The organism is Eubacterium segne, assembly GCF_014287775.1.
GTDB classification, from domain to species: Bacteria; Bacillota; Clostridia; order Lachnospirales; family Lachnospiraceae; genus Eubacterium_G; species Eubacterium_G segne.
In genome coordinates this window covers 199987-215486 of record NZ_JACOOZ010000002.1, presented here as the reverse complement: position 1 = coordinate 215486, position 15500 = coordinate 199987, and the positions used below count along the sequence as shown (strand labels likewise).

Sequence of the window (15500 nt, the reverse complement as noted above, 5' to 3'; positions counted from 1 at the left end):
TAGTATTTACAAAGTTTTTTGATTTAAAAAAAGATTATTTAAATAATGATGAAATGATAAGAAAGGGGCAAAAATCGTAATGAAAGTAAACAGACGATTGATTAAGAAAATACTGTCAGTTGTATTGGCAGTAGCAATGACAATCGGAACAGTTAATTTACAACCGTTTGTCAGTGAGGTTAAGGCGGCTACAACTATTAAGTTTGTTGGTAACTCGGATGTAGCTAATGACAATGCCAGAGTCTATGTTATTGATGGGGCGGTATCAGATTCATCTGCGTACAGGAACAGCAATAATGAGATGATTGCCGGTAAGGAGATGACAAGATCGACGACTGAAGATTACACATGGACAGCAGAAGTTGATTCAGATGTTGTTACTTTTGTAAGAGTATCACCGGTTCAAGACAATGGGGTATCTTATTACTGGAATGATTGGATGAATACTCAAAGAGGAAACAATACAGTATATACTGTTACAGCTATGGGAACAGGTGAATGGGGAGACGGAACAGTACCGGAAGTAACGTTCACTTTAGTAAATAAGATATCTGATTCAGAGAGATTTGCTAATTTTTCAAACTTTGGTGCACAGTTATATCTTCATGATAATGATACAAATACTGACTATAAATTTGAACAGCAGTCAGATGTATCCTTGTGGACTACATCTATTCCAAAGACTGTAGGAAACAATATACAGATTGAAAGAAGAGGATCAGATGGAGCAGTTTGGGGTAAATGGGGAGCTTTTGACAGAAAGTCGTATACAAAATATTATATAACGAATTTTAAGGATAGTGACGATACCTCATGTACAGGACAGTGGACTGATCCGAGTGTTTCAGACAGCATTTATGGTGAACAATTAAGTGATGCTAATTATGGATATAACTTTGATAATTTAAAATTAGAAGGTATGACAGATACAAACTCTGATGAAAGCAGTCGTAGTACGTTGTTTACAGTACCAGCTGTTATGTATAATTACAAAAAAGGTGGCGGAGCTTCATGGTGGGATCAGTTCCAGAATTTCAATGATGCAATGAAAGCAAGATATTGGGGTGAAGGAAAAATGACATACCCGATGGTTACCGGAGCACCTGACAGCAGAAATTATATATTAGAAGGTGGTATTAATGCAGTTGGTTCAAGACCATTGTATAAACTAATAGGTCAGGATTCGACTTATTCAATAAATGACAGGTTGTGGTACACAAACCATAATATATCAGGTGATGGAAATGGAAATAATGAAACAAGTTTGGTAGGCAGTCCACTTCAGGGGCTGGTTGCACCATATCTTTCAACAAACAGACAGTTGTTATCATCAGAAAATAATGTTATTATGCCATTTTTTGATGATAATTTCTTAAAAGATTATGCTGACATTTATGGTTCTATGGAAAATCCTATTCAGTTTCCGTTTAGGGTCACAGAGGATGGACATTATATATTTGACAGTAAGTCAGGTAAAGATAATGTTTATATGAATTCAGAAGGAAATCTTGTATATAATTCAAGTTCAACTGCAACTATAACAAATCCTTCTGAAAATGCCAGTGGTGAAGTTGGATTCTTCCCATTTAACACACCTATTTCAGGTAATGTTAATAATAATGCAACTTTGGCTGATTCAAAACCCGGCAAGGAAGATACCAAGGTAAACTATGGCTTTGGTATGAGACTGGGGATTCCGTTTACGGTATCTGATAAAACAGCAACAGCAAATGCTAAAAGAATTGACTTGGCAAAAACTGGAGGAAGTAGTTCAGCCGATGCAAAGTATAAAGATTTTAATGTTAAAAACAGTGCAGCTAAGTATGTTGTAGTTAAATTAGCAGAAGCTAGAAATGTTAATGTTGATAATATACGAATAAACGGAACTGATTACTGGTTGACAAATGGAAATGCAACAATTACATATCCGGGATTAAGTAAATTCACAGATGAAAATGTTGTTAGTCTTGATAACAATAATGATGGATACATTTTATTAAAACTTAATGAAACAACTGATATTAACAGCGTATCAGTAGGATATAGGTCATATGTAGATGATGCTGTTATGAAGGTGTATGCATTAAGCGATGAAAGTGAAATTACAAATCTTCCTGATATTGTAGAAGATACAGTATTTAGATTCTCAGGAGATGACGACTTGTGGGTATATGTTGACGGAAAATTAGCACTTGATGTTGGTGGTGCCCATGGACGTGCAACAGGTAGCATTAACTTTACAACAGGTGAGGTTAATGTTGACAATCCATATAAGGTTACAGATACAGGAATTGAGAAAGCAACAGCCAGTTCAGTACAGGATTGGATAAAAAATCTTGATAGAAGTAAGACACATACATTGTCAGTTTTCTATATGGAACGAGGCTTGTATGATTCAAACCTTATGATTGACTTCAACTTGGACGCTGTTGATTTAACGCAGAAGAATGGTCTTACAGTTACAAATACAATGGATTTATCTAATATCCAGAAAACATTGCAGAACACCGTTTCAGGAATTATGGAAAAAGATAAATTCACTTATGATGTTAGTGATTTATCAGACACAACTAAGACATTATTTGAAAACAACAGTATTTCATTTGGCGGAAACGGAACTGTTACACAGACAGAAGAAATTGACGGCTCTACAGAAAATGGTATACGTGGTGATAAGGTATCAATAAAGCAAAAAGAAGATAAGCGTTTTGATACATCATATTCCATAACTGATGGAGATGGTGAAAAGTTTGCAGAAAATGTATCAGGCTTAGAGGCAAATGATGGGCGTACTGATGGACAGAACAGTGTGACTATTCAGAATAAAACAGCTGCTGCAGCAGGTGAGGATGTAAGCATTAAGGTTGATTACTTAAATGCTGCTAAGGCGACAGGTTTCTCTGTAGCTAAGGAATTTGTTGGTACAGAAAGTGCTTCAGCATATACATTTGAAGTTAAGTATACACAGTTATTTGGAGCTTCTAATGAGACCTATGGGTTAAGCGGTTCTTTAGCAGGGGTATCATATACAGTATATGATAGTGATACCAATGCAAAAATTGGAGATAAAACCGTATCAGCAGACAGCACTATTGAGATTAGTGCCGGACAGAAAGCTGTATTTACAGGTATTCCGGTAAATACAAAGATTAAAGTTACAGAGTTAAATGCAACAAAAACATTTAAGAATGTAAAGGTTTCAGGCTCAGAGGAGTCGGTTGAAAATGCTACATTCACAACAAATGATGGAACAATGGCAACTCTTGCATATACAAATGAACCTGAATTTGTATTTACAAATACAGAGGCGGATATGAAGAGACTTGTATATTATACAGAGATTGGTAAAACAACTAATTTACCATTGCCGGCTGAGTTTACACATAAGACAACTAAAGAAGGTCAGTCTGGAACAACAACTACAGTTAGTCATGAAAAGACATCTTCTATAGCTATGGATAACACAGTAAGTAATGGCATGGCAACTGGTTTAACAACAATATCGAATGTTCAGGCTACTATAAACGGAAGTAATGAACATAAGCTGAAGATAACATCTCCTGGAAAAGGAGGTTATGGAATTGAGTCTATAACAATTAATAATACTACTTATGGTTATACAGCAATTAAAAATCAGTATTTAACAGGAACCAGCAGTGGCGATTTAGATAATATGCTTATGAATATAGATGGATCAATAATCATTCCGTTTACAATGACAAATGATGGAGATGTTAATGTGTCTATAAGATATAAAGGATGGAATTGTTCATATGTATGGCCTGTAGTATTGGATGAAGGTGTTACTACAACAGTAACAACTCCGGGAACAGAGTCAGTAACATATAATGATTACACTCTTGAAAATGCTTCATCAGACATTACATTTACACATAATGCAGATGCTTCTAACAAGGCAGAAGTTACATGGGAGAATGGTGATGTTAGCAACGAATCAAGCATTAATAAGATGACATTTACATCAAAACATGTAGGTTATGATAAGTTTGTTCTTAAGTTAGCAGATAATGTTAATAACGGAACACAGAAAGTAGAAGTAGTAGTTTATAACTATAATGTAAATGATAAAGTTTACGTTTTAGATTACGGTTTAAAGACAGACTTGTTTGCTGATACTAATGGTATCTTAGGTGGTACAACACCTTATAATTATGATAAGAACTTTAGTGTTACAAATAAATCAATTTTGCAGGATGATACAGACGCAGATGGATATACAGTATTAGGTATGTCTGATAGCACAGTTGGTGCTAATTACAAGAATTCACTTAATTATACATATAGTGATGGCGAGTTTAAGAACCAGATGGACTTCAATCAGGCAACAGCATTATGGGCTGATTCAAAGCTTATGTACACACCTAAGAAGTTCATGAGTGATGTAGATACTTTCTATATGGGAGTTCAGGTTACAAAGGACGGCGTTGCATCAGGTGCATCTGATTTAGATGCTTCAAATGCTACACCGGTTATGACATCCAAGGTAGAAGTAATGCCGGCTAATATTGTGTATTATGAGGATAACTTCTCTAATATTGGAACAGATGAAAATATTGATTCTAAGAGCGGGATTATTTATTCAGGAAATGTAACAATTAATGGTGAGACAAAAGACAGTTCACAGTCTAATGCATTGGATATGCAGTACGGATATGATCCGGCATATGAAGATGAAAGTTACGGTAATAGTAATGGAAGCTCACACGAGTTAGGTAAATCTGCTATGGCAGCCTTTGAGTTCAAGGGTACAGGATTTGATATTGTAAGTAGAACAAATCGTTCAACAGGAGTTATTGTTGTAAGCGTATACAACAAGACAGATGATACAAAGATAACTAAAAACAATGGTATGTTAATTGTTCAGAATGGATGGAGTAACCTTGTTAAGAGTATGATTATTGATACATCATACGAAAATGGTGATTTGTATCAGGTTCCAGTAATAACATGGAGAAATGATACAGGAGAAGCTGGTGACTATATTGTTACTATAACTTCACTTAAAGGAAATAATTCAGAAGCAAAGAGTGTATTTATTGACGGAATCAGAATTTATAATCCGGCTAAGGGTAACTCAACAGCTGAAGGTAAATATGATGATAACAATGAGTTAGGTGCAACAGTAAGCGAAATAAAACAGCTTATATTAGGAGCAAACTTTAAGTTTAATTATGATGACCCATTGAGTTCAACATATGATAAACAGGGAGTTATTTCCTTAGCTAAGTATACAGGAAATGGAGCAGCCTTCCTTACAGGTAAGTCGGTAGTAGAATCCTTTAACGGATACAATACAGATAACACTAAGGAGTTGGATCCAAACACAACTAAGGATATGATGACATATGCAGTAAGTGGACCAAACAATGAATTGTATTTAAGTGCAGGATATGGTTTGGCATTTATGTATGACAATTTAGAGGGTTACACAGGAAATTCCAAGACAATTCAGGTTGGAATAAAGAATGTTAAGGGAAGTGAACTTAAACTTCAGTACTTAAAGGAAGTTAATAACAGTGCTGTATGGACAGATATTGCTACAATTAAATCAGCAACAGAGTTGTATTATAAACTTGATACACTTGGAGATAAGTATGATGGAAAGTTGTACTTAAGAGTTGCAGGTGGTGACGGATATGTTTCATTAACATGCATGAAAGTCGTAGGATACAAATTAAGTCCGGTAACAGCAACTACAGTTGAAGATAAAGGTGTTAAATCAGAATTAAATCCTACTGATGTAGTTATAAAGGCAGGATATAATACAAAATCAGATAGTTTTATTAAAGACAGATATGCCATGGTTAAGGTAACAACACCTGTGGCAGTAGATGATATCAAAGTATTTGATGCAAATGGAAAAGAAGTAACACTTACAACAGCTTCAAGTAAGACAGTTGATGGTGGACTAGAATGGACTCTCAAGTTCAAAGCAAGTAAGACAGAAAACATAAAGGCAAGTACAATGTATATTGTTGGATATGATGAAGAAGGATACAGATCTGAAAAGTTTGGATTTGATGGAAAGGTGGTACAGGAATAATGAAGAAATATAGTAAACCTGAAATCTGCATTGAAAAGTTTGATATGGATATTGAGATTTTAGCAACTGTAGAGATGGGATCAGATTTATATAATGAATTAAAAGATACGTATAAGTCAACAATGGTACCGGCAGGTGCACCTGAAACAGATGAGGCATTTGAAGCATGGGTAAAGAGTATGGGATATGACACACCTACTAGTGGATTGTGTTACTTTACTCCGACTATGCCATCATAAGATAATAAAAAGGAAAACCCTTTCCTGACTTTTGTCGGGAAAGGGTTTTATAAATAATATGGATATAAAAATTAATTTAGCAGGATTAATAATTGAAATTGAAGGATTCCCTTATAAGGAGGTACCCGAAAATATGGTGCCTTTTATATGTAACAATGAAAAGGAAGCAGATTTCAAATATAGAATCATGGTGGAAAGTGAGTTGAAGAGTGATAAAGGCACTCTGATATTTGAAAACAATATCAGAAAAATATATATAAACAACAGCAAATATTTTGTTTATTTCAGTTACAAAATGGGAGATGACAGTAGTCTGGAAATAAGTACAGTGTTTGACATAGAATCAAAGGAAGCACAAATTTATGTTGATAGAAAGTTTATTGAATTAACTAATGGTCCAGGACTTTTAATGAGTAGCCTTGATATTGATTTGGTTTTACTTCTTTTCAACCGCATTATTATGCATGCTTCCGTAGTTGAATATCAAAATCAGGCAATCCTTTTTAGTGGACCTTCAGAGATTGGAAAATCAACTCAGGCAAACTTGTGGAAAAAATACATGAATGCTGATATACTTAATGGTGACAGGGCTACTATAGATATTTCTAAGGATATTACTAATGTTTATGGTTCTCCTTATGCAGGAAGTTCTAAGATATATAGAAATGAGTCTGCACCTATTAAAGCAATTATTTTGCTTAAACAGGGAGAAAAAAATTCTATCAGGCAGTTGGTGGGAATGGAATTGTATAGAAATATGTTTCCACGATTTTCTCTTGCCAGATGGGATGATAAGCTGTCAAATATTAGCATGAATATTATAGAAGAAATTATTAGCAGGATACCGGTATATGAATTAACCTGTCTGCCGGACGAAGAAGCAGTAAAGTTAGTTTGTGATACGGTATTTTAATAAGGAGAAATTTTGTGAGTGATTTGAATAATCCTTTTAAGCCTAACCTTAGAACCGGTTTGTATTTAAAAGCCATGAAGGACAGGGCACCGATACATGGTTCTTTTGAATTGACACCCAGATGTAATCTGAATTGTAAAATGTGCTACATCAGAATGTCTGAGAAGGAAATGTGTAGTGCCGGCAGGGAATGGACGGCAAATCAATGGATAGATTTTGGAAAAGTGTGCAGGGATAAGGGCATGCTGTTTCTTTTACTTACAGGTGGGGAGCCTTTTTTTAGAAAGGATTTTAAAGAGATATATACTGAATTGAATAAAATGGGATTTATAATTACCATTAATTCTAATGGCATATTAATTACTGATGAGGTTGTCTGTTGGCTGAAAAAATGTCCACCATCAAAAATCAGAATAACTTTATATGGTGGAAGTAATGAAACTTACAGTCGTTTATGTGGTGATTCCCATGGATTTGATAAGGTGACCGCTGCCATTGACAGGTTGCTTGAAGCGGGAATAGCGGTAGCATTAAATGCCAGCTTCACACCTTACAATGTATGCGATATAGAGGCTATATACGATTTTGCAAAGAAGCGGAAATTAAAAGTTAAGCCTATGGTGTATATGTTTCCACCTATCAGACGCTTTGAAAGTGAAAATAAGGTTTTAAGATTCACGGAAGAAGAAGCAGGACAGGCACTTTTTAGAACCAAAAAGGCTGAAATGGATAGTGGAGTTTTGTATTGGTTTATTAAAAGAATGCAACAGGGTTTTAGAGCAGATGAAGATGACGGTTGCATTGTGGCTGAGGAAGAAAACATGGGGTGCATAGCAGGAAAATGTTCTTTCTGGATTACATGGGATGGACGTATGACACCTTGTGGAATGATGAATCAGCCTGTTGTAAATCCCAAAGAAAAATCCTTTGATGAGTGCTGGGATTACATAGTGAAGGAAACTGACAAGATCTTTTTACCCAAAGCCTGCACCCGGTGTGAGCATAGAAATGCATGTACCGTTTGTGGAGCTTTAGCTGTTGCAGAAGGTCATGGTGATTCCACGGTAAAACCGGAATATTTGTGTGGAATAACCGATGAGTACCTAAGACAATGCCAGAGTTTTGTAAGTAATATTGAATCATTAGTAAAGGCGGAGAATGAAGATGAATAGCAAAAATAAAAAGATAATTGTAATTGTTATAGTTGTTTGTGTGGTGCTACTGTTAGTAGGAACTATACTGTTTTTTAAAAACGCCAATAATAACAAGAGCGAAGTAGAAAGCATGAAAAAAGAAGCACAAAAGAATACTGCTTTAAGCCCTGAGAAATTAGAAAGCATAACTAATAATGTAACCAGAGTAGAGGACTATGTAGAGCCGGGAAAGAATACATTGGAAGTTGACAAAATTCAGGGATTTACAACTAAAAAAAGCGTAAAAAATTCTACAACTAATCAGAAAGATAAGAAAAGTAATAAAGACGATAAAAAAAGTGAAAAGGTAGAATTATCAGACAGCAATCTCATTATTGAAAAAGTGGGAAGTTATACAGGAAATTATTTAGAGGATGGCAGCGATGAGCCTATAGAAAAGGTGGCAGCCATTATTATATCCAATACATCTGACAAGATGTTACAGGTAGGTGATATTACCTTTAAAGTTAGTGACAAGGAAAATGCTACCTTTAGAGTAACTAATCTGTTGCCTCATACATCGGCTTTGGTGTTGGAATCTAATAAGAGAAAATACAGTGATAAGGACGATTATTCTTACGGAAATGTAGTTAATGCCTACTTAGATGCCCCGGATTTGTTAGAGGATAAGTTTGAAGTAATTAAGGAAAACGGAAATCTCAAGCTTAAAAACAAAACAGACAAAACCTATAAGAAGGTATATGTTTATTATAAATATGTGCAGTCAGGTGGAGCATTTATGGGAGGTATAACTTACAGAGTGCCCTTTGAAAACATAGAAGGTAAGAAAACTGTTACATCAGTGGCTAATCATTTTAGTGCCAATACCAGTGTAATAGTGGATGTACAAATAGCAGAGGAATAGGAGAGTAAGGTTATGAGAAAAGAGTTTAAGAAAATAGTTACCTGGGGAATGGTAGTTGCCATGGCTTTTTCCCCGGCACCATCTGTTTTTACAACCGGTGCTAACACTGTCTATGCTGACAGCGCTACATCAGGCAGTTGTGGAAGTGAGGCACAGTGGTCTTATGACGGTGTCAGTGAAACACTGACAATTAGTGGTAAAGGAGCGGTGAGTAGTTCACCTTTTTCTGAAATAGCATTTAAAAAACTTATTATCGAAGAGGGAATTACACAGATTAATAGTAGAAGATTCCTTGGAAGTAGTGCTTTAGAAAGTGTTAGTCTTCCAAAAACCATTACCAATTTAGGAGAATATGCGTTTGAAAATTGTCAAAGTTTAAAAGAGATTCTAGTAGATGATGAAAATGAAAATTTTAAGTCAACAGATGGTGTTTTGTACACAAAAAATATGCAGACACTATTAATATATCCTGCAAACAGGGAAAATACAGATTTTTCAATTCCTGAAACAGTTAGAAGTTTTGGTGACTATGCCTTTGACTACAGTCAAAATCTTGAAAACATAACCATTCCGGCAGGACTTAGAAGCATGGGTGAATATGAACCCTTTTATTGTGCTAAGTCAATTAAAAACTTTGATGTTGCCACAGGTAATGGCTATTATGCATCAAAGGACGGCTGTCTGTATTCAAAGGATTTAAAGAAGCTTATTAAGTATACAATTGCAGGAGAGGACAAATCAGTAACAATAGATGGCTCAACCATCATAAACGATAATGCCTTTTACAATTCAGCAAATCTTGAAGAAGTAGTTCTTAAAAACTCTGTTAGTGAAATCGGCTATATGGCTTTTTATAACTGCGATAAATTAAGCAAATTAACTATAGAAAACAGTGAATGTAAGATAAATGACATTTTAAATAATAGCAACGTTACAATTTGCGGATATGCTGCATCTACAGCAGATACATACGCTAAAAGAAATGATTTGCAGTTTAGTGAATTATCAGAGAAGAAGGTTAGTTCTATTGAAATATCAGAATATCCAAAGAAAACTGTATTTGCTATAGGTGATAAATTTAATTGTGTAGGTCTTGAAATAAAGGTTAATTATGTAGACGGAACCAGTGCAATTAAAAGTTCAGGCTTTTCAGTTAAGGGCTTTGCCTCTGACAAGGTGGAAAGAAGAACTCTTACTGTTGAGTATGGAGGAAAAACAACAACATATGATATTGTAGTGGTAACTCAGTTAAATATACAGGATTTAACCACAAGAAAGAACACCACGGTAAATGTTGTTGAAAAGAATCAGACTAGCCGTTTAAGATTTATTCCGGCTAAATCAGGAGATTATAATATTTATTCCATAGGTGATGATACAGATACATGGGCAGCTCTCTATGATGTAGATGAAAATCTCTTATTAGAAAATGATGACAGAGGGGAACTTTCTGACGGAAATTATGACAGCAATTTCTTTATCAGTTATCACCTTGAAGCTAATAAGGTATATTTCCTTGATACAAAATTTGAGGATAAAAACGCTATTGGAAGTTTTGATGTAGCAGTGAAGCTTATTAAGGAAGATGAAACAGAAGCTCCAACTACAGAGTCAACCACAGAGGCACCGACAGCAGAGCCAACTACAGAGCCTGGCAGCGAGCCTGTAACATCACAGCCGGCAACAGAGCCGGGGAGCGAACCAACGGCAGTGGCTCCAACACAGAAGCCTACAACAGTGGCTCCTACGCAACCGGAAACCACTACAAAGACTTCCGGAGGGGAAAATATTACCACTAAAAAACAGCAAACTACCACTGTAGGTAAAGTGACTGTTAAAAAGACAAAAGTGTCTAAATTCAGCAAAAAATTAGCTTCAAACAAGGTTAAAATATCCCTTAATAAGATAAAAGGCATAAGCGGATATGAAATTAAAATTTCAAGTTCTAAGAAATATGCCAAATCAAAAACCGTAACCAAGAAGGTTAAGAAAAATGTCTTTACAGTTAAAAGTAGCAAAATAAAGAACAAAAAAGTTCTGTATGTAAAGGTAAGATGTTATAAAAAAGTCGGTAAAAAGGTATATTATAGTAGATGGACTTCTAAAAAGGTTAAAATTAAAAAATAGGTTAAGCCATAGGCTTTTATGAAAGGACGAGGCAAATTGTACAAGAATATTCCAAAACAGGAAAAAATATTATTAAAGAATTTAGTTGAATATCGGGATGGACAGGTTGTTAGCAAGACTTTGGTTCAAAACGATTTTGTAAGTGTTACCATTTTTTCTTTCGATAAGGGAGAGGAAATATCAACTCATGCATCAGGTGGAGATGCCATGGTTACTGTACTTGACGGAAAAGGCCGTTTTACAGTAGGTGGAGAGGTGTTCACCTTAACAGAAGGTGAATCACTTATTATGCCAAAGGATGTTCCTCATGCAGTTTTTGGGGAAGAAAAATTCAAGATGGAATTAGTTGTTTCATTCTAGTGTAAAAATATTTCCGACGAAATGCCTCTGACCGCAGGGAAGAGGTTCTACATATTATGCAAGGAGGTTTTTTCATGAAAACAAAAACAGCTGTTATAACAGGTGCAAGTTCCGGAATTGGAATGGAGTTTGCCAGAGCTTTTGCCAGAATGGGCTACAGCCTTATCCTTACTGCAAGAAGAAAGGACAGGCTGGAAAAATTGGCATCGGAACTTTCAGTTCCCTGTGAGATTGTTGTCTCTGATTTGTCTAACGAATTGGAGTGTTATCAGTTATGGGAAAAAATATCTCATAGGGACATTAATGTTTTTATAAATAATGCAGGTTTTGGCACCTGTGGAAATTTTCAGGATACGGATTTAGCAAAGGAAGTTTCCATGATTAATGTAAATATCAGGGCAATGCATATTTTATTTAAAAAAGTCCTTCAAAAAATGAAACTCCAGGGTTATGGAAGAATTTTAAACGTAGCCTCCTCAGCAGGGCTTCTTCCGGCAGGGCCTTATATGGCGACATATTATGCTACAAAGGCATATGTTACAAGCATTACCCAGGCGGTGGCACAGGAATTAAAAGAAGAGGGCAGTAAAATCTATGTGGGGGCGCTGTGTCCCGGACCTGTAGACACGGAATTTAATGAAATGGCAGATGTTGTTTTTGCCCTTAAAGGAATTACTCCTAAATGCTGTGTTAAGGAAGCCTTAATGGGAATGAAAAAGAGAAAGGTTATTATTGTACCTTCATTAAAAATGAAAATATGCGTAATGGGACAAAAACTTTTGCCAAAGCAGAGTCTGCTTAAAATAGTTGCAATGCAGCAGAAGAAAAAGACAAAGAACTAAAGATTACATTATATCAGAGCATTTTGCAAAGCACCAATAGAGAAAATTACGTTAGACGTTTGACAAAGCTATGTTAGGGCGTTTTAGGAAAGGACAAATATGAGTACATTTAACGTAGAATTAAAAAAGGTAGTGGATGACAGTTATGATATTGAAATTGGTTTTTCTTTGGAAGAAAAGTTAATTTTAGATTTAAAAGCCGGCCTTGTAGGGAATATAAAGAAATATGTAGTTGTAACAGATTCTGTGGTTAAGGATTTATATGGTGAAAAAATACATAAGTTAATTGAAACAGCAGGATTTAAGACAGATTTGATTGTTTTTGAAGCCGGTGAAAAAAGTAAAACAAGAGAGACAAAGGAGTATGTGGAAGATACAATGCTTTCAAAGGGATACCGCAGAGATTGCTGTATTATAGCAGTAGGCGGCGGAGTGGTTACGGACTTGGCAGGCTTTGTGGCAGGAACCTATGGAAGAGGCGTACCTTTTATAAATTATGCCACCACATTACTTGCTTCTGCTGATGCATCAGTTGGAGGCAAAACCGCAGTAGATACTCCTCTTGCTACAAACCTTATTGGAATGTTTAACCAACCTCAAAAGGTTTACATTGATATTGCCGCATGGAAGACTCTTCCAAAGAGACAGTTATCCAGTGGCTTGGCAGAAACCATAAAGCATGCATGTTTAGCCAGCAGTGATTTCTTTGAATATTTAGAGAAGAATATTGATAAAATAATGGCTGTGGATAAAGATGTTTGCGAAAAGGTTGCAGAGGAAAATTGCAGTATAAAATATCATGTTGTAATGAAGGATGAAAGGGAAAGCGGACTTAGGGAGGTCCTTAATTTAGGTCATACCGTTGGCAGGGCAATTGAAACTGTAAGCGATTACCGGCTTCTTCACGGTGAAGCATTGGCTATAGGCATGGTGGCAGAGGTAAATCTGGCAAAGAAAATGGGATATGTTACAGAGGAAGAGAGAACAAGGGTTATAAACCTATATCAAAAGGCACAGCTTCCAACAGAAATTCCTGATTACATAGACAGGGAAGCTTTAGTAAAGAAGCTTTATACTGATAAAAAAGTTAAGGATGGAAAATTACGTTTTGTTATTCAAAATGGAATCGGAGCTATTGTTGAGTTCTCGCCGGGAGTTTATGCAACACAGGTTGAAGAAAGTGTAGCAAGAGAAATTATTATGGATATGTAAAAATAAGCTGTCGAATTGGCGACAGCTTATTTAAATGAAAAAAGATTTGATTCACTTTTTTATTTTAGAGTGCAACATAATTTATTTAATTATGTGATATTTTTTACCCATTTGTAGGACAATGCCCTAGGCATTCCTACAACCATTTTTCCTAATTCATCAGCGGAAACCATCAGGTAAACCCAGTATACCGGAAGATGAAGTCCAACTGCACCAAGGAATACCATAGGAATTCCCACCAGCCAGTTGCCCACAAAGTTTGCCAAGAAGCAATACAGACTGTCTCCGCCGCTTCTTAAAATACCTGCTACAATGGCAAAGTTCTCTGCCCTAAATGGCATGGTCAAAGCAAAAATAACCATCATTTTTTGAGCATAGCCTAAGGATTCCTCGCCTACATTAAACATACTAAGAAGCAGTGGTGAGAATAATGCTATAATTACTCCCAGAACAAATGCAACTGCCGGTATAAGAACCATAAATCGTCTGCTGTAGGCCTTTACCAACTCTAATTTATTTTCACCCAATAATTTACCAAGCATAATTCCGGCAGCAGTTCCAATTCCCTGAGATAGAATCATTGCTAACTGGGTAAAGGTGTTTACAATCTGCAAAGCCGCCTGGGATGCAGTTCCGGTGTATTTGTATCCGATATTGTAAATGTTATTTCCAATGGCAAATACAACCTCACACATAATAAGAAATGTTCCGTAGTGAAAGTATTTTTTTACATCACTAAAGGAAAACTGGAAATATTCTTTTATCGGTGCACAAATCGGAAACTTCTTTATAATGGATACGCCATATAAAAACAGAAGCTCAAGGGTAAGGGCGATGATTGTACCTATGGCAGCACCCCGGACTCCAAGCTTTGGAGCACCAAAATTTCCAAATATAAGTATGTAGTTAAAAATTGTATTTGTTGAAAGAGAAATAATTGTTCCAAACATTGTTATAAATGTTTTTTCCGTGCTTACTAAAGATATGGAACATACATTTATAAGTCCGATAAGGACACATGAAATACTCATTATTTTCATATAAGAACTTCCAAGGGCTATAACCTCAGGGTCCTTCGAGTAAAGCAACATAATCGTATCCGAAAATAATGCCGTAAATATGGCGAATATAATGGAAAACGTCAGGTTTAATATAAACATCAGTCCCATATAATGATGAATAGACCTGGTATCTTTCTTTCCCCAATATTGGGATATAAAAACGCCGCCTGTGGCAGTTATTCCATTAAAAAGATAGAACAAAAGTCCAATCCAGCCACTTCCCATGGCTACGGCAGTAACCTCGGCAGCACCTAGCTGTCCAATCATAAAAACATCAAGCATATTAACTAATGCCTGAAAAAAGTTCTGTAGAGCAACAGGCGCTCCCAGTACCAGAATCTGCTTATAAAAAGCACGGTTATCGATAGTAACTTGTCCCATAAATTTTTGTAAAAACAACAGGGAGATACATTACAAAGTATGAGGTTAGATACCAAGTGAAATACCCGAAAAAACTCCCTGTTTTGCCCCCTTCCGATAAATATCACTTTATTCTATCACTAATAAAAAATATGTCTACAACTAAATCAAAAAATGTTGAAATTTTTTGTTGAAGTGAAAAGTTTATTTCTACTTCAGCCAAAATTTTTTGGACATTGTGGTTATTGGGCGTTGGATTTTTTT

General features: G+C 35.7%; 10 protein-coding genes. 9 read left to right on the top strand and 1 reads right to left on the bottom strand.

What is annotated here, in order from left to right:
* Positions 1 to 79: 79 nt before the first annotated feature.
* From H8S00_RS03340 to aroB, 9 genes are all read left to right on the top strand, one after another.
* On the top strand, positions 80 to 6064 hold the full coding sequence (locus H8S00_RS03340) for a fibro-slime domain-containing protein (protein WP_118588925.1): 5985 nt from the start codon (positions 80 to 82) through the stop codon (positions 6062 to 6064).
* Positions 6064 to 6303 (top strand): hypothetical protein, encoded by a 240-nt coding sequence (locus tag H8S00_RS03335; RefSeq protein ID WP_021952642.1) that lies wholly within the window; start codon positions 6064 to 6066, stop codon positions 6301 to 6303. Before H8S00_RS03340 ends, H8S00_RS03335 begins: the two co-directional genes overlap by 1 nt.
* Before the next feature lie 58 nt (positions 6304 to 6361).
* The gene (locus H8S00_RS03330; RefSeq protein WP_186839985.1) at positions 6362 to 7216 is read left to right on the top strand and encodes a hypothetical protein; all 855 of its coding nucleotides are present in this window, start codon (positions 6362 to 6364) and stop codon (positions 7214 to 7216) included.
* 14 nt (positions 7217 to 7230) lie between these two features.
* Entirely contained in the window at positions 7231 to 8388 is a 1158-nt protein-coding gene (locus H8S00_RS03325) for a radical SAM protein (RefSeq protein ID WP_243053016.1), read from the top strand.
* A complete protein-coding gene (locus tag H8S00_RS03320; RefSeq protein ID WP_118588927.1) occupies positions 8381 to 9274 on the top strand; it encodes a hypothetical protein in 894 nt (297 codons plus the stop codon). The genes H8S00_RS03325 and H8S00_RS03320 overlap by 8 nt, the downstream gene beginning before the upstream one ends.
* Before the next feature lie 12 nt (positions 9275 to 9286).
* Positions 9287 to 11401, top strand: coding sequence for a leucine-rich repeat protein (locus H8S00_RS03315; protein ID WP_118588928.1), 2115 nt, complete (start codon positions 9287 to 9289; stop codon positions 11399 to 11401).
* A gap of 36 nt (positions 11402 to 11437) precedes the next feature.
* A complete protein-coding gene (locus H8S00_RS03310) occupies positions 11438 to 11761 on the top strand; it encodes a cupin domain-containing protein (protein WP_347497878.1) in 324 nt (107 codons plus the stop codon).
* 74 nt (positions 11762 to 11835) lie between these two features.
* The gene (locus H8S00_RS03305) at positions 11836 to 12603 is read left to right on the top strand and encodes an SDR family NAD(P)-dependent oxidoreductase (protein ID WP_118588930.1); all 768 of its coding nucleotides are present in this window, start codon (positions 11836 to 11838) and stop codon (positions 12601 to 12603) included.
* A 99-nt stretch (positions 12604 to 12702) separates the two neighbouring features.
* Complete coding sequence (gene aroB / locus H8S00_RS03300; protein WP_118588931.1) at positions 12703 to 13815, top strand: 3-dehydroquinate synthase; 1113 nt, start codon at positions 12703 to 12705, stop codon at positions 13813 to 13815.
* Positions 13816 to 13904: 89 nt separating this feature from the next.
* Here aroB and H8S00_RS03295 read toward each other — a convergent pair whose 3' ends face one another.
* Positions 13905 to 15257, bottom strand: coding sequence for an MATE family efflux transporter (locus tag H8S00_RS03295; RefSeq protein ID WP_118588932.1), 1353 nt, complete (start codon positions 15255 to 15257; stop codon positions 13905 to 13907).
* Positions 15258 to 15500: the final 243 nt, after the last annotated feature.